The 22,608-nt window shown below is 62.7% G+C and carries 20 protein-coding genes and 1 riboswitch; of the genes, 4 read left to right on the top strand and 16 right to left on the bottom strand.

The window, feature by feature from the left end; all coding sequences use genetic code 11:
- Window positions 1-24: 24 nt before the first annotated feature.
- From ACQ4W6_RS20415 to ACQ4W6_RS20355, 13 genes are all read right to left on the bottom strand, one after another.
- Window positions 25-879: a hypothetical protein gene (locus tag ACQ4W6_RS20415; protein ID WP_436569001.1), complete on the bottom strand. Its 855-nt coding sequence runs from the start codon at window positions 877-879 to the stop codon at window positions 25-27.
- A gap of 358 nt (window positions 880-1,237) precedes the next feature.
- Window positions 1,238-2,344 (bottom strand): S-(hydroxymethyl)glutathione dehydrogenase/class III alcohol dehydrogenase, encoded by a 1,107-nt coding sequence (locus tag ACQ4W6_RS20410; RefSeq protein ID WP_436569000.1) that lies wholly within the window; start codon window positions 2,342-2,344, stop codon window positions 1,238-1,240.
- Between the two features lie 110 nt (window positions 2,345-2,454).
- The gene (locus ACQ4W6_RS20405) at window positions 2,455-3,087 is read right to left on the bottom strand and encodes an ANTAR domain-containing response regulator (RefSeq protein ID WP_436568999.1); all 633 of its coding nucleotides are present in this window, start codon (window positions 3,085-3,087) and stop codon (window positions 2,455-2,457) included.
- Between the two features lie 78 nt (window positions 3,088-3,165).
- On the bottom strand, window positions 3,166-3,789 hold the full coding sequence (gene thiE, locus ACQ4W6_RS20400) for a thiamine phosphate synthase (RefSeq protein WP_436568998.1): 624 nt from the start codon (window positions 3,787-3,789) through the stop codon (window positions 3,166-3,168).
- Window positions 3,790-3,808: 19 nt separating this feature from the next.
- Window positions 3,809-4,543: a bifunctional hydroxymethylpyrimidine kinase/phosphomethylpyrimidine kinase gene (gene thiD, locus ACQ4W6_RS20395; protein WP_436568997.1), complete on the bottom strand. Its 735-nt coding sequence runs from the start codon at window positions 4,541-4,543 to the stop codon at window positions 3,809-3,811.
- A gap of 32 nt (window positions 4,544-4,575) precedes the next feature.
- Window positions 4,576-5,370 carry a thiazole synthase gene (locus ACQ4W6_RS20390; protein WP_436568996.1) on the bottom strand — a complete coding sequence of 265 codons (795 nt, stop codon included), beginning with the start codon at window positions 5,368-5,370 and terminating at the stop codon, window positions 4,576-4,578.
- A gap of 24 nt (window positions 5,371-5,394) precedes the next feature.
- Window positions 5,395-5,610, bottom strand: a complete 216-nt coding sequence (thiS, locus tag ACQ4W6_RS20385) for a sulfur carrier protein ThiS (RefSeq protein WP_436568995.1) — start codon at window positions 5,608-5,610, stop codon at window positions 5,395-5,397.
- A gap of 11 nt (window positions 5,611-5,621) precedes the next feature.
- On the bottom strand, window positions 5,622-7,535 hold the full coding sequence (thiC, locus tag ACQ4W6_RS20380; RefSeq protein WP_436568994.1) for a phosphomethylpyrimidine synthase ThiC: 1,914 nt from the start codon (window positions 7,533-7,535) through the stop codon (window positions 5,622-5,624).
- An 81-nt stretch (window positions 7,536-7,616) separates the two neighbouring features.
- A riboswitch (TPP riboswitch) is annotated at window positions 7,617-7,732 on the bottom strand.
- Between the two features lie 85 nt (window positions 7,733-7,817).
- Complete coding sequence (locus ACQ4W6_RS20375) at window positions 7,818-8,084, bottom strand: hypothetical protein (protein WP_436568993.1); 267 nt, start codon at window positions 8,082-8,084, stop codon at window positions 7,818-7,820.
- A gap of 53 nt (window positions 8,085-8,137) precedes the next feature.
- Window positions 8,138-8,950, bottom strand: a complete 813-nt coding sequence (locus ACQ4W6_RS20370) for a response regulator (protein WP_436568992.1) — start codon at window positions 8,948-8,950, stop codon at window positions 8,138-8,140.
- A 28-nt stretch (window positions 8,951-8,978) separates the two neighbouring features.
- Entirely contained in the window at window positions 8,979-11,222 is a 2,244-nt protein-coding gene (locus tag ACQ4W6_RS20365; protein ID WP_436568991.1) for a PAS domain S-box protein, read from the bottom strand.
- Between the two features lie 45 nt (window positions 11,223-11,267).
- Window positions 11,268-12,020 (bottom strand): Crp/Fnr family transcriptional regulator, encoded by a 753-nt coding sequence (locus ACQ4W6_RS20360; RefSeq protein ID WP_436568990.1) that lies wholly within the window; start codon window positions 12,018-12,020, stop codon window positions 11,268-11,270.
- A gap of 179 nt (window positions 12,021-12,199) precedes the next feature.
- A complete protein-coding gene (locus ACQ4W6_RS20355; protein WP_436568989.1) occupies window positions 12,200-13,246 on the bottom strand; it encodes a porin in 1,047 nt (348 codons plus the stop codon).
- 512 nt (window positions 13,247-13,758) lie between these two features.
- Here ACQ4W6_RS20355 and ACQ4W6_RS20350 point away from each other — a divergent pair.
- From ACQ4W6_RS20350 to ACQ4W6_RS20335, 4 genes are all read left to right on the top strand, one after another.
- On the top strand, window positions 13,759-16,563 hold the full coding sequence (locus ACQ4W6_RS20350; protein ID WP_436568988.1) for a valine--tRNA ligase: 2,805 nt from the start codon (window positions 13,759-13,761) through the stop codon (window positions 16,561-16,563).
- A 114-nt stretch (window positions 16,564-16,677) separates the two neighbouring features.
- Entirely contained in the window at window positions 16,678-17,145 is a 468-nt protein-coding gene (locus ACQ4W6_RS20345) for a DUF2147 domain-containing protein (protein ID WP_436568987.1), read from the top strand.
- Between the two features lie 277 nt (window positions 17,146-17,422).
- A complete protein-coding gene (locus ACQ4W6_RS20340) occupies window positions 17,423-19,198 on the top strand; it encodes an Ig-like domain-containing protein (RefSeq protein WP_436568986.1) in 1,776 nt (591 codons plus the stop codon).
- 12 nt (window positions 19,199-19,210) lie between these two features.
- On the top strand, window positions 19,211-20,359 hold the full coding sequence (locus ACQ4W6_RS20335) for an OmpA family protein (protein WP_436568985.1): 1,149 nt from the start codon (window positions 19,211-19,213) through the stop codon (window positions 20,357-20,359).
- A gap of 72 nt (window positions 20,360-20,431) precedes the next feature.
- Here the strand turns inward: ACQ4W6_RS20335 and ACQ4W6_RS20330 are convergent, their stop codons facing one another.
- Genes ACQ4W6_RS20330 through ruvA form a run of 3 tightly spaced genes read right to left on the bottom strand, consistent with a single transcriptional unit; the run spans window position 20,432 to window position 22,575 of the window.
- Window positions 20,432-20,890, bottom strand: a complete 459-nt coding sequence (locus tag ACQ4W6_RS20330; protein WP_436569079.1) for a YaiI/YqxD family protein — start codon at window positions 20,888-20,890, stop codon at window positions 20,432-20,434.
- 44 nt (window positions 20,891-20,934) lie between these two features.
- Window positions 20,935-21,990, bottom strand: a complete 1,056-nt coding sequence (gene ruvB / locus ACQ4W6_RS20325; RefSeq protein ID WP_436568984.1) for a Holliday junction branch migration DNA helicase RuvB — start codon at window positions 21,988-21,990, stop codon at window positions 20,935-20,937.
- A 6-nt stretch (window positions 21,991-21,996) separates the two neighbouring features.
- Entirely contained in the window at window positions 21,997-22,575 is a 579-nt protein-coding gene (gene ruvA, locus ACQ4W6_RS20320) for a Holliday junction branch migration protein RuvA (protein ID WP_436568983.1), read from the bottom strand.
- Window positions 22,576-22,608: the final 33 nt, after the last annotated feature.

The following is a 22,608-nucleotide window of genomic DNA, read 5'->3' as shown; positions in this document are numbered from 1 at the left end:
CTGCGGCCAGCCAGCGCGGCGCAATCAGTGCAGCAGCCTGGCCTTGCCTTCGCCGAGCGCCTGGGCGATCACCTGGCGCGTAGCCTTGTCGGCCGCCTTCGACGCTTTTTCTTGCTGACGGCCAAGCTCGCCCATTTGCTTGCCCAGCGCTTCCATCGGCTTGCCCCGCTCGTCCATCTGGCGCGACAGCGCTTCCGTCTTGCCCGCTTCGCGCTCGTGCGCGGCCGCGAGGCGGTCGTTGACCTCTTCCATGGCATCTTGCGCATCTTCCATCTGCTGCTGCAAGCGTGCCACGTCGCGCTCGGCCGCACGGCGCGCCGCTTCCGTACTTGCCTGTGCCTGGCGGCGCGATGCTTCGCCCAGCTTGCGGCCCAGTTCCTGCTGCTGGCGGCCCAGCGCCTGCAGTTGCTCTGCCTCACGCGTGCCGACCTGAGCCTGCGCCTGGCCGTGGCTGCCCATCTTGCTGCCCAGTTCGCCCATCGCCTTGCCGTGGGCGCTCATCTGCTTGCCCAGGCTGCCCATCTGTTCACCCAACTGTTGCGTGGGCTTCCAGGCCGCGCTGACCCTGGCCAGCAGCGCAGGGTCCTGCATCACATAATTCTTGCCCTGGTCGCGGAACCACAGGAATTGTCCCTTGACGGACTGTTTCAATTGCTTGATCTGCTGGCCATCGACATCGCTACCGCTCATGGTGACACTGTCGCGGCTGCCATCGACCAGCGCATAGCCGTCGCCGCTGCCCATGGAAATGCTGACCTGCTTGCTTGGTGGGGCGGGCGGGGCCAGTGGCACGGGAGGCTCGGGCGGTTGCACGGCCAGCGCGCTGGCGCCGAGCAGCATGCCGGCCAGGCTGAAAATCAAACGGTGGGAAGTGGACATGGCTGCCTCGTCATCAATGATAGGAGCGTCCACTGTAGCGATGCGCAGCGCACGCTTCCAGCACCGTGCGACAGGCTGCAAAAATGCCCGCCTGGACGGCAGGCTGGCACGATGGACGGAAACGACAGGCAAAAAAAAAAGCGGGGGTCGGAGTCCCCCCGCAAAAATCGCCGTGGTACGGCGAAATTTGACTGTACCGCCGGACCGCCCGCGCCTCCAGCGCCATGCGACGAATAGCATCGCTGGCGGAATGAACGACCGATAGGCGCGCTGGATGGGAAACCCCGCGACAAAAAAACGGAGGCCGCAGCCTCCGCAAAAACGCCGAGATACGGCGTATTCGAATAAATACAGCGCGTCAGTACAGCACGACGGAACGGATCGACTCGCCGCTCTTCATCAAGTCGAAACCTTGATTGATATCATCGAGCTTCAGGCGGTGCGTGATCAAATCGTCGATATTGAGCTTGCCTTCCATATACCAGTCGACGATCTTCGGCACGTCCGTACGGCCGCGCGCGCCGCCGAAGGCGGAGCCTTTCCACACGCGTCCCGTCACCAGCTGGAACGGACGGGTGGAAATTTCCTGGCCGGCAGCGGCCACGCCGATGATGATGGACTGGCCCCAGCCCTTGTGGCAGCACTCGAGCGACTGGCGCATGGTGGTGGTGTTGCCGATGCACTCAAAACTGTAATCGGCGCCGCCATCGGTCAGCTGCACGATGGTGTCGACGACGTCTTCCACTTCGTTGGCGTTGACGAAATGCGTCATGCCAAACTTGCGCGCGATGGCTTGGCGCGCCGGATTGATATCGACGCCGATGATTTTATCGGCGCCCACCATCTTCGCTGCCTGGATCACGTTCAAGCCGATGCCGCCCAGGCCGAACACGACCACGTTGGCGCCCGCTTCCACCTTGGCCGTAAACAGCACGGCGCCCACGCCCGTGGTCACGCCGCAACCGATGTAGCAAACTTTATCGAATGGCGCGTCTTCGCGGATTTTCGCCAGGGCGATTTCCGGCACGACGATATAGTTGGAAAACGTGGACGTGCCCATGTAGTGGAAGATGGGTTTGCCGTCGATGGAAAAGCGCGAGGTCGCGTCCGGCATCAGGCCACGGCCTTGCGTCGAGCGGATAGCCTGACACAGATTGGTCTTTTGCGACAGGCAGAACTTGCACTGGCGGCATTCCGGCGTGTACAGGGGAATGACGTGGTCGTCTTTTTTCAGGCTTTTCACGCCCGGGCCCACGTCGACGACGATGCCGGCGCCTTCATGGCCCAGGATGGACGGGAAGATGCCTTCCGGGTCGGCGCCCGAGAGGGTGTAGTAATCGGTGTGGCAAATGCCGGTGGCCTTGATCTCGACCAATACCTCGCCCTCGCGCGGGCCGGCCAGGTCGACTTCTTCAATCGTGAGCGGGGCGCCCGCCTTCCATGCAATCGCTGCTTTGGTTTTCATGTGTGTCCTGTCAGTAGTTAAACCAGGCGCGCCAGCGCGCCGTATCGTCACATCATAGCAAAGCAGGCGCAAGGCAGGCACCGGCGTGCCATGCCGGCGCATCGCAACGATTACTTGGCTCTTGCCCTGTTGAGGAAGGCGCCATGCAGGCCATTCAGGGTTTCCTCGGCCAGCAGCAGCTGGCTGGCGATTTCATTGATCTTGCGGCGGCTCGAACGGGCATGGTCGCGCAATACCTCGAAAGCCGTATTCCGGTCCGTCTGGAACTTGCCCATCAGCAAGCCGACGGCCAGGCTGGTTTCGCGGCCGGCGGCCAGCGCCGCGTTCAGGTTCAGCTCGGTGCGGCGCAGCTGGCCGATTTCATCGGCGCGCGCCAGGCCGGCGACGAAGGCGGGCATCAAGCGGGCTTCATCGACGGGTTTCACGACATAGCCAACGGCGCCATAGGCGGCCGCCTGCTTGCCCGATTCGCTGTCGCCGCTGCCGGACAGGAACATGAACGGCACGGCCGTCTCGCCATGCAGGCGCTTGGCCAGTTCCAGGCCGGACATGCCAGGCATGTGGATGTCGAGCAAGGCCAGGTCCGGCTCGCGCTGGGCGATCAGCTGCAACGCCACTTCGGCCGAATTGGCCAGGGCCGTCTCGTAGCCGGCATGGCGCAGGATTTCGCCAAGGAATTCCAACAGGAGCTGGTCATCGTCAACGATCAGGATAAGGCGTTTCGCGGCGGCTGGCTGACTCATGGGTAAAGTGACCTCGGTAATGAATGATGTTCTTATTATATGCCGATTATTCCCCAGTTCCACCATCCCTTGCCGCGCTCAGGCGGCAAACAATTGATTAAATTGCTGCACTGCAATATCCACCTCGTCCGCCTGGTATACGTTGCTAAATACGCTGCTGATCGCCGCCACCATGTCGGCGCCGCGCGCCACGAGGGGAGCGGCGTTTTCCGGCGTCATGCCGCCGATCACCACGCAGGGCAAGGCGATCTCGCGTTTCGCCTGCAGCACGATATCGAATGGCGTGGTGACCGGGTATTTTTTCACCAGCGAAGGATAAAAGCCGCCGAAGGCCACGTAGCTGGCGCCACCGGCCTCGGCCGTGCGGGCCAGCGCCATGTCGCCATAGCACGAGGCGCCGACGATCTTGTCCGGCCCAAGGCGCGCACGCATCTGCGCCACGGAGGCGTCCAAGCCGCCCACGTGCACGCCGTCCGCATCGAGCTCCTCGCACAGCTCAATGAAATCGTTGATGATGAAAGGCACGCCATATTTGCGCGCCAGCGCCAGCAAGGCGCCCGCCTGCTCGCGCCGTTGTGCTGCTTCGGCGCTCTTGTGGCGGTATTGCAGCAGGGCCACGCCCGTTTGCAAGGCTTGCTCGCTCACGCCCAGCAGGCGGTCGGTGTCATCCCAGTTGGGAGTGACGAGATACAGTCCACGCATGATGGTTTCCTTAGTCAGTCTATCGTTGCGGTATCAGTTGACCTGGCGCAATGGCATAGGCCTTGCTCAATGCCGTATGGCAATAGGCTTGCGCCAGATCAAGGGCCTGCGCCAGCGGCTGGCCCAGTGCCAGGCGCGCCGCGATGGCGGAAGCCAAAGTACAGCCGCTGCCGTGAAATTGGCCAGGCAGGCGCGGCCAGCGCCACTCGCGCTCGCCTCCATCGGCGCCGCTCCAGCGGTTGATAATCTCATCGCCTGCGCCATGGCCGCCCGTCACCAGCACGTGCTCACAGCCCTGCGCGCGCAGGTGCGCCTCGCCTCCCAGGGCTACCGCCTCCGGCCCGTTCGGTATGATGACGGTAATGAGTGGCAGCAAGGGCGCTAGCGCCAGCACGGCATCGTCCCGGTTCAGCACGTCGCCATGGCCGCTGGCCAGCACGGGGTCGAGCACCACGGGCAAGGTCGGCTGCGCCAGACGCAATTGCGCGATCAGTTGCGCGATGACGGCCGCATTCGCCGCGCTGCCAGGGATGCCGATCTTCACGGCGTGGATGGTGACTTTATCGATCAGCGCCTGCGCCTGGCGGCGCAGTAGCTCCGGCGCCACCGCTTCGACGCCAAAGACGCGGTCGTTGTCCTGCACCGTCAGCGCCGTGATGACGGGCAGCGCATGCGCGCCCTGCGCGGCAATGGCCACGATATCGGCAGCGATGCCGGCGCCGCCCGAAGGGTCGACGCCGGCAAACACCAGCACGGTAGGACGCCTTGGCGCTGTGACGTGCAGCGTCACGCCAGGCGGCCCGCCATCGGCGACGACGGCGAGGCGGAAAATTTCCTTGGCATGCGTCCGGCCAGGAATGCTTCGCGCCCGGCGCGCACGGCCAGCTTCATGGCACGCGCCATGCGCACGGGGTCGCGCGCGCCGGCAATGGCCGTGTTCATCAGCACGCCATCGCAGCCCAGTTCCATGGCAATGGCCGCGTCCGATGCGGTGCCCACGCCCGCGTCCACCAGCACGGGCACTTTCGCCTGGTCGATGATCAGCGACAGGTTCCATGGGTTCAAGATGCCCATGCCCGAGCCAATCAGGGAAGCGAGCGGCATGACGGCGACGCAGCCGATGTCTTCCAGAATCTTCGCCTGAATCGGGTCATCACTGCAGTAGACCATCACATCGAAGCCATCCTTGACCAGCTGCTCCGCCGCGATCAGGGTTTCCGGCATGTGCGGAAACAGGGTCTTTTCATCGCCCAGCACCTCCAGTTTGACCAGATTGCGCCCGCCCAGCAGCTCGCGCGCCAGTTGCAAGGTGTAGACGGCGTCCCTGGCGTTGTAGCAGCCGGCCGTGTTCGGCAAGATCGTGTACTGCCCGGGCGGCACGAAGTCGAGCAGGCTGGGGGCGTTCGGGTCCTGGCCGATATTCACGCGGCGGATCGCCACCGTGATGATTTGCGCCTCGGCCGCGTCCGTCGCCTCGCGCGTCTGCGGCAAATCCTTGTACTTGCCGCTGCCCACCAGCAATCGCGATTGGTATTGCTTGCCTGCAATGGTCAGCAGGTCGTCATTGTTGTTACTTGTCATTGCTTTTCCTTGTCTATTCTCAACTTAGCCGCCGCCGATGGCGCGGACGATTTCCACTTGATCCTGCGTCTGCAGGATGTGCCCCGGCCACGCCTTGCGCGGCACGACGCTGCGGTTGACGGCCAGCGCCAGCGCCTGGTTTTCCAGCGACAGCGCGGCGATCAGTTGTTCGAGGGTTTGCCCGGGCGGCACCTGGTGCGGCGCGCCGTTGAGCGTGATGTGTATCAATGCTGCAGTCATCACGCTCCCCTTCAGACCTTGCGGTACAGCTCGGCGCCGTTCTTGATGAATTCGATGGCTTTCACTTCCATGCCCTGTTTGAGCGCCTTATCTTCCGCGATGCCCATGCCGGCCGCGTATTCGCGCACTTCCTGCGTGATCTTCATCGAACAGAAGTGGGGGCCGCACATGGAGCAGAAATGCGCCACCTTGGCCGAATCCTTGGGCAAGGTTTCATCGTGGAATTCGCGCGCCTTGTCCGGGTCCAGGCCGATGTTGAACTGGTCGTCCCAGCGAAATTCAAAGCGCGCTTTCGACAGGGCGTTGTCGCGGATCTGCGCGCCCGGATGGCCCTTGGCCAAGTCGGCCGCGTGCGCCGCGATCTTGTAGGTGATGATGCCGTCCTTGACATCGGCCTTGTTGGGCAGGCCCAGGTGTTCCTTTGGCGTCACGTAGCACAGCATGGCCGTGCCGTACCAGCCGATCATGGCCGCGCCGATGCCCGAGGTGATGTGGTCGTAGCCGGGCGCGATGTCGGTGGTCAAAGGCCCCAGCGTATAGAACGGCGCTTCGCCGCACTGCTCCAGCTGCAAGTCCATGTTTTCCTTGATCAATTGCATCGGTACGTGGCCCGGGCCTTCGATCATCACTTGTACATCGTGTTTCCAGGCAACTTGCGTCAGCTCGCCCAGGGTTTTCAATTCGCCCAGCTGCGCCTCGTCATTGGCGTCGTAGATCGAACCGGGGCGCAAGCCGTCGCCCAGCGAGAACGACACATCGTACGCCTTCATGATCTCGCAAATTTCTTCGAAATGCGTGTAGAGGAACGATTCCTGGTGGTGCGCCAGGCACCACTTGGCCATGATGGAGCCGCCGCGCGAGACGATGCCCGTCAAGCGCTTGGCCGTCATCGGCACATAGCGCAGCAGCACACCCGCATGGATGGTGAAGTAGTCGACGCCCTGCTCGGCCTGCTCAATCAGGGTGTCGCGGAAAATTTCCCAAGTCAGGTCTTCCGCCTTGCCATTGACCTTTTCCAGCGCCTGGTAGATGGGCACGGTGCCGATCGGCACGGGGCTGTTGCGCACGATCCATTCGCGCGTCTCGTGGATATGCTTGCCGGTGGACAAGTCCATCACATTGTCGCCGCCCCAGCGGATGGCCCAGGTCATCTTTTCCACTTCCTCGCCAATCGACGAGGTGACGGCGGAGTTGCCGATGTTCGCATTGATTTTCACCAGAAAATTGCGCCCGATGATCATCGGCTCGACTTCCGGGTGGTTGATGTTGGCGGGAATGATGGCGCGGCCGCGGGCGATTTCCTCGCGCACGAATTCCGGCGTGATCTGGGCCGGGATGCTGGCGCCAAACGACTGGCCCGGATGTTGGCGGCCCATCATCTCGGCCATGCGATCGCCCATGGGGCCGGAAGCCTTGAGTTCGCGCAAATACTCCTGGCGCCGCATGTTTTCGCGGATGGCGACATATTCCATTTCCGGCGTGATGATGCCTTGCCGCGCGTAATGCATCTGCGTGACATTCTTGCCGGCAATGGCGCGGCGCGGCTTGCGGTGCAGGTTGAAACGCAGCTCGGCCAGTGTCGGGTCGGCAAGACGCGCGATGCCGTAGTCGGAAGTGGGACCGGGCAACTCTTGCGTGTCGGCCCGCTCGACTATCCAAGGCAGGCGCGGCGTAGCCAGGCCGGAACGGATGTCGATCTGCACGTCCGGGTCCGTGTACGGGCCGGACGTGTCGTACACGTAGATGGGCGGGTTTTTCTCGCCGCCGAACGACGCTTCCGTATCGGACTGGCTGATAGCGCGCATGGGCACGCGGATGTCGGGGCGGCTGCCTTCGACATAGATCTTGCGCGAATTGGGTAGCGGCGCGATGGCGGCTTCGTCCACCGTGGCAGTGGCAGAGAGGAATTTCGGATTGGCGTTCATTTTGGCTCCTTGGCTTAGCTTTTCTATTCAGCCTGGAGCCAGCTAAGGAGGTTCGGATGCGCGCACGCGGAAATGGCAGGTGCGCTTATCCTAAAGCTTCCCTTCGCTGGCATTATCCAGATCAGGTTCGGAGGGTATTTCTCACCCGCGCTTGCACCGTGTTTCCACAGCGAAAGGCAGGACCCCTAGCGTTTGCCGCCTTGCGGCAGCGAGCCAATTATACGTGTTTCATGCCGCGTGGCCAGATAATTTCATGTGCGTGTGGTCTTTGCGCATCGGCGCTTATTTCTTGCCCCAACGCCAGCGGGTCGGTTCGCCCTTCAGATGGCACACGACTATCAGCGCGGCAACGATGACCGCCTCATAGGCGACGTAGCCTACCAGCATCTCTTGCGGCGGAAACAGGAACGCGCCGCCTGCGAACAACACCAGCGCGGCCAGGAAGACCAGCCAGCCCTGCCAGGTGATGGGCAAGCCCCAGCCCCAGCCGTAGGTCTTGGCCGGGAACCAGTATTGAGCAGGTGCTACGGGTGGCAATTTTTGGGCCATGATGGTTCCTTGTCGATGTCGATACCGCCAAGTATAAATCAGCCTGCCACAAATCAAACCTTGCGCGAGCGCTCCCGCTCCGTCACATCGAGGCCGATGCCCCGGTAGCCGATGAAGCGGCTGCCCTTGTCAAACATCGGTTCGCCGCTGACCTGCAGGTACTGCGTGCTGCCGTCCACATTCGCGCGGCTGTAGATGAAGTCGAGGAACGGTGCGCGCGCGGCAATCTTGGCGTCGAGCAATGCGCGCTCGGCCGCGTTCCAGCGCTGCGGTTCGTCTTCGCTGCCGATACCCAGCATTTCGGCGACTGGGCCGGAAAAGCGCGTCAGGTTGCCCTGCGCATCCTGTTCCCAGTACCAGTCGGACGACAGTTCCGTGAAGCGCTGGAAACGCGCTTCGCTTTCGCGCAATTGCGCCGTGCGCTCTTCCACCTTCTGTTCCAGCGACTTGTTGTATTCGGCCAGCTTCTGGTGCAGCAAGCGCACTTCGAGCATATTGTGGATGCGCGTCTTCACTTCCACCAGGTCGAAGGGCTTGCTGACGAAGTCCTTCGCGCCGGCCTGCAGCGCGCGCAGCTTGTGACCAGGCTGGGCCGTGATCACCAGCACCGGCAGGTAGCTGCCAACCTCGATGTCGCGCAAGCCTTCCATGACTTCAAAACCATCCATTTCCGGCATCTGCAAGTCGAGCAAAATCAGGTCGTAGCGGTGCTGCTGGTGCAGCGCGTGCACGGCTTGCGGGTCCATGGTGGAGGTGATGCGCGTATAGCCGGCACTGCGCAGCACCTGTTCGAGCAGCATGACATTGGCCTCCTGGTCATCGACGATGAGGATGCTGGCGTTCAGAATCTCGGTGGCTTGAAGCATGGCGGTCTTCCTAAAAATAAATGCTGAATTAGCGTACTTCGTGAGTCTCGTCGGCCAGGCCGTGCGCTGCCGCATGGTGCAGGGCAACGTCGAGCGCGTCCATGAATTCGACGACCTTGATCGGCTTGGTCAGGTAGCGGAAGAAGCCCGCTTCCAGGCCTTTTTCAATGTCGCGCGGCACGGCATTGGCCGACAGCGCCATCACGGGAATGTGGCTGGTGAGCGGATCGTCGTGCAGAATATGCAGCGCGCCGTAGCCGCTGATGCCGGGCAGGTTGATATCCATCAAGATCACGTCCGGTTGATACGTGCGTGCCAGGTCGATGCCCAGGTGCGCATCGACGGCCGTCAGCAACTTTAAGTCGCTGCGGCGGGCAATCAATTGCTCCACCAGCGCCAGGTTGGCGGGATTGTCTTCCACGTACAGCAAGGTGCGCTGGTCATCCTGGTCTTCCTGCACCACGGGCAAGGCTGCGCCCTGTTCCAGGTGCAGCTCGGGCGCGCGCGACGCCTTGAATTCCACCCAGAAGGTGGTGCCTACGCCCACCGTGCTGTCGACGCCGATGGCGCCGCCCATCAGCTCGACGAGCTGCTTGGTGACGACCAGGCCGATGCCCGTGCCCTCTTCCGTGCTGCTTTCCTGGCCCAGGCGGTTGAACGGCTGGAACAGCTGCGCCATTTGTCCGGCGTCGAGGCCGGCGCCGGTGTCGGTGACGCTGGCGCGCACGCGGTCGCCATGGCGGCTGCATTCGACCTTCACGCTGCCGCCGCTCTGGTTGTACTTGATGGCGTTCGACAGCAGGTTGATCATCACCTGTTTCACGCGAGTGCGGTCCGCATGCACATAGAAGGCCTTGCCGCAGCGGGGGAAATGCATGCCGATGCCGCGTTTTTCCGCCTGCGGCGCGATCATCGCCTGGCAATCCTGCAGCACGTCGAGCAGCGACATGGCCTCTTCCGACATGGTGACCTTGCCCGATTCGATCATGGCCAGGTCGAGGATTTCATTGATCAAACGCAAGAGATACCAGCCGCCCTTGAGGATCTGGTCGATCGAGCGCTGCTGCGGCAAGCTGGGCGCCGGCGTCTCGGACGCCATCAGCTGGGCAAAGCCCAGCACGGCATTGAGTGGCGTGCGCAATTCATGGCTCATGCTCGACAGAAACTCGGACTTCGCCAGGTTCGCTTTTTCCGCCGCCTGGCGGGCCTTTTCCATCTCGATATTCGTGTCTTGCAAGGCTTGCTCGAACTGCTTGCGCTCGGTCACATCGCGCGCGGCGGCAAACACGCCCTGCAGCTTGCGGTCGCGGTCGTGGAAAGTGGAGGCGTTGTATGAAACAAAGGTTTGCTTGCCGTCGCGCGACAGGGCCGTCAACTCGTAATTGGTTACTTTTCCTTCGCGCAAGGCGCGGGCGATCGCTTCCTCGGCCCGTTCCGGTTCCGTAAAGTAATTCTTGCACGGTGCACCGATCAATTCGTCACGCGTGCAGCCCGTCAGCGATTCCATCTGCTGGTTGACGTCGCTGATGATGCCGCGCGGGTCGGTCGTCATCAGGGCGTCCATATTCGATTCGATCAGCGAGCGCGTATAAAACTGCTGGTCGCGCAGGCGCTGATCCAGCAGCGCCTGTTCCGCTTCAACTTGCTTGCGGGCCGTGTTGTCGGTGCCGATCAGCAAGTAACCGATGACCTTGCTCTGCACGTCGCGCAAGGCCGTCACGGAAACGATGGCGGGGAAACGGCTGCCATCCTTGCGGATATACGTCAGCTCGTAGATGTCTTCGATGCCGCGCGTGGCCTTGAACACCAGCGCTTCCACGCCAGGCGTGATAACGGTGTCGAGTTCGGCACTGAGCGCTGCGGCGCGGGCGATGATTTCTTGCGCATCGGAAATACCAGCGGGCGTCAGCTTGTCGACTACTTCGCTGGCCTCGTAGCCGAGCATGCGTTCGGCGCCCACATTGAAAATCTGGATAACGCCCTGCGCATCGGTGGCGATGCAAGAGAAATTGGCGCTATTGAAAATCGCATCCTGCAAGGCGCCCGCCTTGAGCAGCTGGCGCGGCAGGCTGGCCGCCACCGTGCGCCGGTACAGCGCCACGAGCAGCAACAGCAGCAGGAACACCAGCGCGTCGATCAGCACGGCCGTCTCGAACGGTGCGCGCCAAGCCAGCACGCCGACGGCCAGCAGTACGATGGCACTGAAGGCAAACGCCAACGCCATGGGCCAGCGCGATGTGGCGCGGGAGGGAATTTTATCTACTGTTTGCATGGCATAACCTGGCTGTGACGACGATGAGGGAGAGGAAGGTGGCGCTCAATTGCCTTGGCGCAGGCGCACGTCCGACAGCAGGCGCGCAAATTCCTTCTTGACCACGCCATAGCATTCGCAGACGTGGCCTTCGAGGCCGGCCCGGTCCTGCACCGTGATATGCCCGCGCCGGTAGCTGATGAAGCCGCGCGCCTGCAAGCGGCCGGCTGCTTCGGTGACGCCTTCGCGGCGCACGCCCAGCATGTTGGCGATCAGTTCCTGCGTCATGGTCAGTTCGCGTCCCGGCAAACGGTCCATGGTCAGCAGCAGCCAGCGGCACAGTTGCTGCTCCACAGTATGGTGGCGGTTGCACACGGCCGTTTGCGACATCTGCGTGATCAGCGCCTGCGTGTAGCGCAGCAGCAAACGCATGACGGGGCCGGCGCGGTCGAATTCTTCCATCAGCACATGCGCCTTCAGGCGGTAGCCGACGCCGCCCGTCTGCACCACGGCGCGGCTGGGCGTGGAGTTGCCGCCCATAAACAGCGACACGCCCACCACGCCTTCATTGCCGACGCCGGCGATCTCGGACGAGCCGCCGTTTTCCAGCAGGTAATGCAGGGAAACGATGGCGGTGGTGGGAAAATGCACATGCTGCAGCTTGTCGCCGGAATCGTAGATGACGTCGCCCAGCAGCATGGGCACTTGCTCCAGGTGCGGCGCCAGGCGCGCGAAATCGGCGTCGAGCATGGCGGCGAGCAAATGGTTTTGATTCGGGTTATGCGGCAGCGCTTGCAGCACGGATTGCGGACTCGACATGGGCAAGACTCCTGGTTTCCAGTCGTCAGCTAGGAGATGTTTGAAAGGCGTCGGAACGAGAGCCGCCATGGAATGCAGCGTAACACAGCGCTTGCATAGTGGCATGACTATAATGTGAATCGCTCAGGACTGTCCGTTCGCTAGCGAACGGACAGTCCTGTTTCACTATACCAGCAGCGTTAAAACGCGTGGCGCAGGCCGATGTTCAGCGCGCGCTCGCCGCTACCCACTTCGGTGGCGTTGCCTACCATGTAGGCGGCATCGTTGCGGTTGCGGATGTGTGCATAGGCCAGATACACCTTGCTGCGCTTGGACAAGGCATAGGTGGCGCCGATGGCCAGCTGCTGCGCGTCGCGGTTGGCTCTATCGCGGTCATCCTTGTGGATGAACGAGGCCAGCAGGGTCGTCGCGCCCAGCGGCACGGAGACGCCGACGATGGCATCGCGGCTGTCGCTCGACTGGGCCGGCGCCTGCGCCGCGCCGTAGGGATTCTCGGCAAAGAACATGCTGCTGCCGTCGCCCGTGTTGCGGCCATAGCCGGCAAACGCCGTGGCCACGCCAAAGTTGTAGTTACCGGCCAAAATGGTGTTGTCGACGTCGGCCTTGCCGAATTCGCCGCCGCGGCTCTGGCGCGCCAGGCGCAAGGTCAACGGGCCATCGACATAGCCCAGGGCCAGGCCCAGCGAACGTTGATCTGCCGCAACACCGGTGTGTTCGCCAAAGCCAACCATCACGGTGGCCGTGACGCCGCGCAGCTCAGGCGAGGTATAGCGCAGCGTATTGTCGATGCGCGTGGCCGAATAGCCGGCCAGGTTGGTCGAGGCGCCCGCCATGCCGCCTTCGAACGGGTCGGCCACGTCGGTCAGCGCCTGGCTTTGCAAGTTGTACTGGCGCCCCACGGTCAGCATGCCCAGCGGGCTATTCACGCCGACAAAGGCCTGCCGGCCAAACAGCTGCCCCGCCTGGTCCGAGCGGCCCGTGTCGCTCAAGACACCCGCTTCCAGCGTGAACACGGCTTGCAAGCCATTGCCCAAGGACTCCGTGCCACGCAGACCCAGGCGTGAACCGGCCGAAACGCCACTGGTGAGCTTGCTGATGCCCCGCTCCTGCACCAGGGCCGCATCCATCAAGCCATACACATCAACGGATGACTGGGCGTGGGCGGAGGGCATGGCTGCGGTGGCGCCGATGGCGGCAAGGGCGACGGTGATCGAGAGTTGTTTCATGCTGGTATTCCTTATGCAGGCAAAACCAGGAAAGCGGCCATGGCACGGCCACAGGCAGCTAAATTACTTAGGCGCTCTGCGCAGAGTGCCGTATCGAAAGACGACTGGCCAGATAACAACATTCCTGGCTAAGCTGTGGCGGCGCGGCCGACAAAACGATGGCGCGCGGTAGTCCGCCGTGAATGGTGCACCGCTGGCGGTGCGCGTGGCTCAGGCGCCCGGCCCGCAGGGGACGCACTGAAAGTGGCTGGCAGCGCTGCTGCGCCCAGCCTGGATGATGCAGGCAAAGTGATAGTTGACTTCGGCCCGCTGGCGCCGTCCGCTCGTGTTGCAAAGTGGAATGGGAGGCGACGCCGAGGCCGACATTATAACATCGTCACCTGTTTTACCCTCGTTCGCTTGCCCGCCAATGGTCCTGCAAGCCGCCAAAACACTGAAAAATGGTGCTTGCCGCGCTGCAGGCGATGCCGCGTCATCTATAATGGTTCCTTTTGCCAATCACACGCCAAATCATGGAATTAGCCAAGTCTTTCGAGCCCGCCGACATTGAACAATTCTGGCGCACCGAGTGGGAACAGCGCGGTTACTTTACCGCCACCCTCGATGCTGGAAAACCTTCCTTCAGCATCCAGTTGCCGCCGCCGAACGTCACCGGCACCCTGCACATGGGCCATGCGTTCAACCAGACCATCATGGATGGCCTGACGCGCTACCACCGCATGCTGGGCCACAACACGGCCTGGATCCCCGGCACCGACCACGCGGGCATCGCCACGCAAATCGTCGTGCAACGCCAGTTGGATGCGCAAAAGATTTCGCGCCATGACCTGGGCCGCGAGAAATTCGTGGAAAAAGTGTGGGAATGGAAAGAAAAATCGGGTTCCATCATCACCGGGCAGATGCGCCGCCTGGGCGCCTCGGCCGATTGGCAACGCGAATACTTCACGATGGACGAGCCGCGCTCGAAAGTCGTCACCGACGTCTTCGTACGCCTGTTCGAGCAAGGCCTGATCTACCGCGGCAAGCGCCTGGTCAACTGGGACCCCGTGCTGGGCACGGCTGTGTCCGACCTGGAAGTGGTGTCCGAGGAAGAAGACGGCTCGATGTGGTACATCAAGTACCCGCTGCTTGATGGCAGCGGCTTCCTGACGGTGGCTACCACGCGCCCTGAAACCATGCTGGGCGACGTCGCCGTGGCCGTCGATCCGACGGACGAGCGCTACGCAGCGCTGGTGGGCAAGATGCTGAAACTGCCGTTGACGGACCGCGAAATCCCCGTCATCGCCGACGAGTACGTCGACAAGGAATTCGGCACGGGCTGCGTCAAGATTACCCCTGCGCATGACATGAACGATTACGCCGTGGGCCAGCGCCACAAGCTGGCGCAGATCATCATCCTGACGCTGGACGCGAAAATCACCGACGACGCGCCGGCAGCGTATCGCGGCATGGACCGCTTCGCCGCGCGCAAGCAGATCGTCGCCGACCTGGACGCACAAGGCTTGCTGGAACAAGTCAAGCCGCACAAACTGATGGTGCCGCGTGGCGACCGCACGGGCGTCGTCATCGAACCGATGCTGACGGACCAGTGGTTTGTCGCCATGAGCAAACCGGCCCCGGAAGGCACTTTCTTCCCAGGCAAGTCGATCGCCGAGACGGCGCTGGATAAAGTGGCCAACGGTGAAATCAAGTTCGTGCCGGAAAACTGGAGCACCACCTACAACCAGTGGCTCAATAACATCCAGGACTGGTGCATCTCGCGCCAGCTGTGGTGGGGCCACCAGATTCCCGCCTGGTACGACGACGCCGGCAATATTTTCGTTGCCAAGACCGAAGCTGAGGCGCAAGCCAAGGCGCAGGCGGCCGGCAGCACGGGCCCGTTGAAACGCGACGACGATGTGCTCGACACCTGGTTCTCGTCGGCCCTGGTGCCGTTCTCGACCATGGGTTGGCCTGAAGAAACACCAGACATGAAGGCCTTCCTGCCGTCGTCCGTGCTGGTGACGGGTTTCGACATCATCTTCTTCTGGGTCGCGCGCATGGTCATGATGACGGCGCACTTCACGGGCAAGGTGCCGTTTGAAACCGTCTACGTGCACGGCCTGGTGCGCGATTCGACGGGGCAGAAAATGTCCAAGTCGAAGGGCAACACGCTCGACCCGATCGACCTGATCGACGGCATCGACTTGGAAGGCTTGATCGTCAAGCGCACCACGGGCCTGATGAACCCGCGCGACGCGGAAAAGATCACCAAGGCGACGCGCAAGGAATTCCCCGACGGCATTTCTGCCTATGGCACGGACGCCGTGCGCTTCACCATGGCCAGCTACGCCTCGCTGGGCCGCAGCATCAACTTCGACCTGGGCCGCTGCGAAGGCTACCGCAACTTCTGCAACAAGATGTGGAATGCCACCCGTTTCGTCATGATGAATACGGAAGGCAAGGATTGCACACCAAATGACGTTGATCTGTCGCAAGCCGACAAGTGGATCATTTCCTTGCTGCAAAAAGCCGAGCTGGACGTGGCCAAGGGCTTCGAAGACTTCCGTTTCGACAATATCGCCGCCACCATCTACAAGTTCGTCTGGGACGAGTATTGCGACTGGTACCTGGAAGTAGCCAAGGTGCAAGTACAGCAAGGCACGGAAGGCCAGCAGCGCGCCACCCGCCACACCCTGCTGCGCGTGCTGGAAGTGGTGCTGCGCCTGGCCCATCCGATCATCCCGTTCGTCACGGAAGCCCTGTGGCAAACGGTGGCGCCTTTGGCTGGCAAGACGCTCAAGGCCGAAGATTCGATCATGATGCAGCCGTATCCGATCGCCGACACCAGCAAGATCGATGAATCGGCCGAAGCCTGGATGCACCAGCTGAAAGCCTTGACGGACGCGACACGCAACCTGCGCGGCGAAATGCAGATTTCTCCATCCGTGCGCGTGCCGCTGATCGTCGAAGCGGGCAATGCCAGCGAGAAAGCGGCGCTGGCATCGTACGCGCCGTACATCCAGTCGCTGGGCAAGCTGGCCGAAGTGCAGATCGTCGATACGCTGCCGGACTCTCCTGCCGCCGTGGCCATCGTCGGCACCACCAAGCTGATGCTGAAAGTGGAAATCGACGTGGCTGCCGAACGCGAGCGCCTGGGCAAGGAAATCGCCCGCATCGAAGCAGAAATTGCCAAGGTCAACAGTAAATTGGGCAATGAAAGCTTTGTCGCGCGCGCGCCTGCCGCGATTGTTGCGCAAGAAAACGAGCGCTTGCTCAGTTTTTCAGCCACAATTGAAAAATTGCGCGAACAGTTTGCTAAACTAGCAAGCGCATAAGGCAAGTTTGGAGAGTGTGCGCGGCGTCACCCGTGACGCCGCGCAACGCTGCTGGTCTTGCCTTGGTATATAAACTGTTCGTGTAACGACCAAAAAAACCAATGGAGACTAGCGATGCGTACATTATTCAAAACAACCTTCAAAGTAAGCGTACTGGTGGCCGCCCTGGCCATCGCCGGCAGCGCCAGCGCGCGCGGTGACAATAGCACCCCCGTGGGCACGTGGAAAACCATCGACGATGCCAGCGGCAAGCCGAAATCGCTCGTCGTCATCACGGAAAACAACGGCGTCTTGCAAGGCAAGATCGAAAAGCTGTTCCGTGGCCCTGAAGAAGATCAAAACCCCAAGTGCGACAAGTGCACAGGCGCCAACAAGGATCAGCCCATGATCGGCCTGACCATTTTGACGGGCCTGAAAAAAGACGGCAATGCATGGACGGGCGGTGAAATCACGGACCCGGCCAGCGGCAAGGTCTACAAGAGCAAGGCTGAACTGAGCGAAGGCGGCAACAAGCTGCAAGTGCGCGGCTACGTGGGCGTGCCGATGTTTGGCCGTTCGCAAACGTGGGTGCGCGAAGAGTAAGGCAGCGCCCCTGCCCTATCGAAGCCGGCCGCTGCGCCGGCTTTTTTACGCCTGCCTGTCTATCCATGCTGTTGTTTTCCAGGCCGAATCTGCCCCCTTTTTGCCAAATTTCACCCTAGCTGCAAGCTATGCGCGCCACCGAACATACTTGTAATTTCCTAAATGAAATAGTGCATGCCTGTGACGCCATCGCCCTGTAGCGAAGGGCGGCATGGCTCTGGCGGATGACCTCATCCGCAGATGCCCGGCAATCACTGCCCATGCACAAAGGAAACACATGAACATCCTCAAGCGTTATATGACCCCGCTGCTCGTCTCGGCAGGTTTGCTGGCCATGGCCGCCCTGGCCGGTTGCGGCGGCGGCGACCAGGGGCGCGAGCCCATCCTCGGCTTGCCAGGCGCTACCCTGTCCAGCCTGGCCGTTACGCCTGCCACGGCCACGATCGCCATCGGCGCGGGCCAGCAATTCACGGCCATCGCCACGTATAGCGATGGCTCGTCGCAAGACGTCAGCGCCAAGGCGGCCTGGACTTCCGCCACGCCGGCCAGCGCCACGGTCAACGCCAGCAGCGGCGTTGCCGCCGGCGTGGCTGCCGGCACCAGCAGCATCGGCGCCGCGTTTGGCGGCAAGAGCGCAGCGGCCCAATTGACCGTCTCGCCCGCCGTGCTCACGGCGATTGCCCTCACGCCGCTCACGCCAGCAGTGGCCATCGGCGGCACGCAGCAATTCATGGTCACCGGCACCTTCAGCGACAGCAGCACGCGCAACGTCACGGCCGTATCGACCTTCGCCTCGGCCAGCCCCGCCACGGCAAGCATTGCCGCTGGCGGCCTGGCGCTCGGCAAGGTTGCCGGCAGCACGCAAATCACCGCCACCACGGGAACGCTCAGCGCCAGCACCGTGCTGACGGTGACGCCTGCCGTGCTGCTGTCGCTCGCCGTCACGCCGCAAAACCCGATCGTCCCCGTCGCCGCGACGCGCCAGCTGGCCGTCGTTGCCACCTATTCGGACGGCAGCACCGCCGACGTCACGGCCAGCAGCACCTTCGTTTCCGCCGCACCGGCGTTCGCCAGCGTCGCCAGCGGCGGCCTGGTGAACGGCGTTGCCGGCGGCAACAGCATCGTCACGGCCAGCTTCAACGGCAAGAGCGCCAGCACCAGCGTCAGCGTGCCTGCCGCCAGCCTGGTCAGCATCACCGTCACGCCAGCCAACGCCAGCATCGCCGTCGGCGGCGTGCAGCAATTCGTTGCCACCGCCACCTACTCGGATAGCTCGAAGGCCATCATCACCGGCAGCGCCACCTGGACCTCGGGCAGCACCGCCACCGCGACCGTGCTGGGCACGGGTTTCGCCACCGGCATCGCCGCCGGCACCAGCAGCATCACCGCCACCGCTGGCGGCCAATCGGGCAGCGCGCTCCTGAACGTCACCGCTGTCGCCATCGCGCCCGTGCTCAATTCGATCAATCTGGGCCGCGCGGCGCCATTCGGCGTGCTGGCCGGCACCTCGCTGACGAATAATTCGGGCGGCACCACCCTGATCACGGGCGACGTCGGTGCGCCGTCGCAGACCGTCGACCCGACCCAGGCGGCGGGCTTTACCAACTACAAGTCGGGCGCCATCCTGGCCGGCGCCATGACGGACTTGCAAGCGGCGATCACGGATGGCAACAGCCGCAGCTGCGACGTCAGCTTTGCCGGCGGCATCGACCTGGGCGGCCAGACCTTTGGTCCGGGCGTGTATTGCTATGCCGGCGCAATCAGCATCACCGGCACCTTGACCCTAAACGGCCCTGGCGTATATATCTTCCGCACGGCGCTGACCCTGGACTCGACCGCCAACTCGGTCGTCGCCCTGAACAACGGCGCCACCGCCGCCAACGTCAGCTGGCTGCCCGTCGGCCCGACCACCCTGGCCGCCAATAGCGTCTTCAAGGGCAATATCCTGGGCCAGTCGGCCGCTATCACGGTGGGCGACAACACGACCCTGCTCAACGGCCGCGTGCTGACGGCCGCTGCCGTTACCCTGCGCAATAACCAGATCACCAAATAAACGGACATGACCATGACTATCGCAAACACAATGGGCGCCCTGGGCGTGATGGCCGGCGCGCTGCTGGCAGCGCAAGCGGCGCACGCGCAAGACAACACCTTCATCAACCCGGACTGGGCCGACAGCGCCTGGTACATCGGCGCGGGCGTGGGCCAGTCGCGCGCCACGATCGACGAGCCGCGCCTGCGCGCCAGCCTGGCCGCCAACGGTGAGACGGTCACCGGTTTCAGCAAGGACCAGCGCGACACGGGCTACAAGCTGTTTGTCGGCCGGCAATTGAATCGCTATCTGGCCGTGGAAGCAGGCTACTTTGACCTGGGCAAGTTCGACTTCAAGTCGAGCACCAGCGGCAATGGCGTGCTGAACGGTGAAGCGGGCTTTCGCGGCGTGAACCTGGACTTGCTGGGCCAGCTGCCGCTGTCGCAGCGTTTGTCCCTGCTGGGCCGGGTCGGCATGCACTACACCAAGACGAACACGGAATTTAGCGGCAACCGCCTGCTGGGATCGACGAATACGCATGCCAGCTTGCGCAAGCTCAATGCCAAGCTGGGCCTGGGCCTGGAATACAAGTTCAGCGAGGCGCTGGCCTTGCGCGGCGAAGTGGAACGCTATCGCCTGAACGACGCCGTGGGCAACCGTGGCGATGCCGACCTGTATTCGGTCAGCCTGGTGTATAAACTGGGCCGCCCGGCCAGCGCCACGCCGGCCTACCAGCCAGCGCCACAGGCGGCATTGCCGCCGATCAGCGAAACCATGCCGGCCCCTGCCGTCGTGGCGGCACCGGCACCGCCCCCCGTCTCGGAAAAAGTGTCGTTTGCCTCGGAAGCGCTGTTTGATTTCGATCAATCAGCCCTCAAACCGCAAGGCAAGGCGGCGCTCGATCAGTTGCTGGGCCAGTTGCAAGGCATGGATCTGGAAGTCATCATCACGGTGGGCCATACGGATGCCGTCGGCTCCGACGCCTACAACCAGAAACTCTCCTTGCGCCGCGCCGAAGCCGTCAAGGCTTACCTGGTGGCGCAAGGTGTGGAGACGAACCGCGTCTACACGGAAGGCAAGGGAGAAGCACAGCCCGTGGCCGATAATCACAGCGCCGCCGGACGCGCCAAGAACCGCCGCGTGACGGTGGAAGTGGTGGGCACGCGCAAGGTCGTGCGCTAAGTTTGCGTTAAATCAAACTGGCACGTAAAAAAACCGGCGCAAGCCGGTTTTTTTAAGCCTGTCGTCCAGGTCTCACGCCGCCTTGCGGTGGTACTTGCTCAAATGCCGGTCCAGGCTATTGGCAAACTGTTGCCGGTCCGACTGGTTGAAGGCGGCCGGGCCGCCCGTGTCGACGCCGCCGCTGCGCAATTCTTCCATGAAGGCGCGCATCGTCAGTTGCTGGGCGATATTGTCTTTCGTGTAAAACTCGCCACGCGGATTGAGCGCAAAACCACCCTTGGTCAGCACGTCGGCCGCCAGCGGGATGTCACCCGTGATCACCAGGTCGCCCGGATTGAGCAGGCGCACGATTTCCTGGTCGGCCACGTCCGCGCCGGATGGCACTTGCACGGTGCGGATGAAACGCGACGGCGGCACGCGCAAGCCCTGGTTGGCCACCAGGGTCACGGGCAATTCCAGGCGGTCCGCCACGCGGTACAGGATTTCCTTGATGACAACGGGGCAGGCATCGGCATCGATCCAGATTTGCATACCCGGCATGCCGGGCGGCTGTCCGCCGCAGCTATCGTCCGCCATCACAGTTCCCACGCTTCGCCGCCGGGGCCCATGCGCGGCGCGCTGACGCCAAAGTGCAGATAGGCGGCCGGCGTGGCGACACGGCCACGGGGCGTGCGCTGCAGGAAGCCCTGCTGTATCAAATACGGTTCCAGCACGTCTTCGATGGTATCGGCCGCTTCGCCGATGGCCGCTGCCAGGTTGCCGATGCCGACGGGGCCGCCGCCAAACTTGAACAGCACCGCTTCGAGCAGCTTGCGGTCCATCACGTCGAAGCCCACGGAATCGACGTCGAGCATGACCAGCGCGCGGTCGGCCACCACCTTGGTGATCTCGCCATTGCTTTTGACTTCGGCGAAATCGCGCACGCGGCGCAGCAAGCGGTTGGCGATACGGGGCGTGCCGCGCGCGCGCTGGGCGATCTCGTGCGCGCCTTCCGGGTCGATGGGCACATTGAGCAAGGCTGCGCTGCGCGTGACGATCTTGGTCAATTCGCCCGTGTTGTAGAACTCCAGGCGGGCGACGATGCCGAAGCGGTCGCGCAGCGGATTGGTCAGCATGCCGGCGCGCGTGGTGGCGCCGACCAGCGTGAACGGCTGCAAATCGAGCTTCACGGAACGGGCGGCCGGGCCTTCACCGATCATGATATCGATCTGATAATCCTCCAGCGCCGGATACAGAATCTCTTCGACCACGGGTGACAGGCGGTGGATTTCATCGATGAACAGGACGTCGTTCGCTTCCAGGTTCGTCAAAATCGCCGCCAGGTCGCCCGGACGTTCCAGCACGGGGCCGGAAGTCTGGCGCAGGTTGACGCCCATTTCGCGCGCGATGATGTGCGCCAGCGTCGTCTTGCCCAAGCCCGGCGGGCCGAACAGCAAGGTGTGGTCGAGCGCTTCCTTGCGCTGGCGCGCAGCCGTGATGAAGATTTCCAGCTGGTCGCGGATCTTTTCCTGCCCCACATACTCATCGAGCTGCTTGGGCCGCAAGGCGCGTTCGATCGCCTCTTCGTTGTGCGAGATGGGCGCCGCATCGATGATGCGCTGTTCCGTGAAGCTGTCGGTCTGGATACTCATGCGGTGTTAGCCTTTCGACAGCGCTTTCAGCGCCAGTTTGATACCATCGGACACGCCGCTGCCGGCCGGCACGCTCTTCACGGCCGCCAGCGCTTCCTTGTCCGAGTAGCCCAGCGCCACCAGCGCGTTGAGGATATCCGATTGTGCGTCCGGTACCGCATGCGCGCCGCCCGCGCCGATATCGGCGCCCAGCTTGCCCTTCAATTCCAGCAGCAGGCGCTCGGCCGTCTTCTTGCCGATGCCCGGCACTTTGACCAGGCGGCCCGAGTCTTGCAAGGTGATGGCTTGCGCCAGATCAGCAATCGTCATGCCGGAGAGTATCGACAGCGCCATGCGCGCGCCCACGCCCGTGATCTTGATCAACTGGCGGAACACGGCCCGCTCGGCCGCATTGCCGAAACCAAACAGCAGATGCGCATCTTCGCGGATCGCCTGGTGCGTAAACAGCACTACTTTTTCACCCACGTGTGGCAAGTTGTAAAACGTGCTCATCGGCACGTCGACTTCATAGCCGACGCCCTGGCAATCGACCAGCAATTGAGGCGGATTCTTTTCAAGCAAAATACCGGAGAGACGGCCTATCATCGCGTGTTCCTAATGTTAAATTTTAAAGTCATG

It is taken from the genome of Janthinobacterium woesei (assembly GCF_051380875.1).
Lineage (GTDB): Bacteria > Pseudomonadota > Gammaproteobacteria > Burkholderiales > Burkholderiaceae_D > Janthinobacterium.
Note: the sequence above shows the minus strand (reverse complement) of the source record. Positions and strands in the feature narration are given on the sequence as shown.

What these genes read in the sequence shown, in the direction of transcription:
- ACQ4W6_RS20415 (WP_436569001.1), bottom strand. Translation starts at nt 879, where the DNA reads ATGTCCACTTCCCACCGTTTGATTTTCAGCCTGGCCGGCATGCTGCTC.
- ACQ4W6_RS20410 (WP_436569000.1), bottom strand. Translation starts at nt 2,344, where the DNA reads ATGAAAACCAAAGCAGCGATTGCATGGAAGGCGGGCGCCCCGCTCACG.
- ACQ4W6_RS20405 (WP_436568999.1), bottom strand. Translation starts at nt 3,087, where the DNA reads ATGAGTCAGCCAGCCGCCGCGAAACGCCTTATCCTGATCGTTGACGAT.
- thiE (WP_436568998.1), bottom strand. Translation starts at nt 3,789, where the DNA reads ATGCGTGGACTGTATCTCGTCACTCCCAACTGGGATGACACCGACCGC.
- ACQ4W6_RS20390 (WP_436568996.1), bottom strand. Translation starts at nt 5,370, where the DNA reads ATGACAAGTAACAACAATGACGACCTGCTGACCATTGCAGGCAAGCAA.
- thiS (WP_436568995.1), bottom strand. Translation starts at nt 5,610, where the DNA reads ATGACTGCAGCATTGATACACATCACGCTCAACGGCGCGCCGCACCAG.
- thiC (WP_436568994.1), bottom strand. Translation starts at nt 7,535, where the DNA reads ATGAACGCCAATCCGAAATTCCTCTCTGCCACTGCCACGGTGGACGAA.
- ACQ4W6_RS20375 (WP_436568993.1), bottom strand. Translation starts at nt 8,084, where the DNA reads ATGGCCCAAAAATTGCCACCCGTAGCACCTGCTCAATACTGGTTCCCG.
- ACQ4W6_RS20370 (WP_436568992.1), bottom strand. Translation starts at nt 8,950, where the DNA reads ATGCTTCAAGCCACCGAGATTCTGAACGCCAGCATCCTCATCGTCGAT.
- ACQ4W6_RS20365 (WP_436568991.1), bottom strand. Translation starts at nt 11,222, where the DNA reads ATGCAAACAGTAGATAAAATTCCCTCCCGCGCCACATCGCGCTGGCCC.
- ACQ4W6_RS20360 (WP_436568990.1), bottom strand. Translation starts at nt 12,020, where the DNA reads ATGTCGAGTCCGCAATCCGTGCTGCAAGCGCTGCCGCATAACCCGAAT.
- ACQ4W6_RS20355 (WP_436568989.1), bottom strand. Translation starts at nt 13,246, where the DNA reads ATGAAACAACTCTCGATCACCGTCGCCCTTGCCGCCATCGGCGCCACC.
- ACQ4W6_RS20350 (WP_436568988.1), top strand. Translation starts at nt 13,759, where the DNA reads ATGGAATTAGCCAAGTCTTTCGAGCCCGCCGACATTGAACAATTCTGG.
- ACQ4W6_RS20345 (WP_436568987.1), top strand. Translation starts at nt 16,678, where the DNA reads ATGCGTACATTATTCAAAACAACCTTCAAAGTAAGCGTACTGGTGGCC.
- ACQ4W6_RS20340 (WP_436568986.1), top strand. Translation starts at nt 17,423, where the DNA reads ATGAACATCCTCAAGCGTTATATGACCCCGCTGCTCGTCTCGGCAGGT.
- ACQ4W6_RS20335 (WP_436568985.1), top strand. Translation starts at nt 19,211, where the DNA reads ATGACTATCGCAAACACAATGGGCGCCCTGGGCGTGATGGCCGGCGCG.
- ACQ4W6_RS20330 (WP_436569079.1), bottom strand. Translation starts at nt 20,890, where the DNA reads ATGCAAATCTGGATCGATGCCGATGCCTGCCCCGTTGTCATCAAGGAA.
- ruvB (WP_436568984.1), bottom strand. Translation starts at nt 21,990, where the DNA reads ATGAGTATCCAGACCGACAGCTTCACGGAACAGCGCATCATCGATGCG.
- ruvA (WP_436568983.1), bottom strand. Translation starts at nt 22,575, where the DNA reads ATGATAGGCCGTCTCTCCGGTATTTTGCTTGAAAAGAATCCGCCTCAA.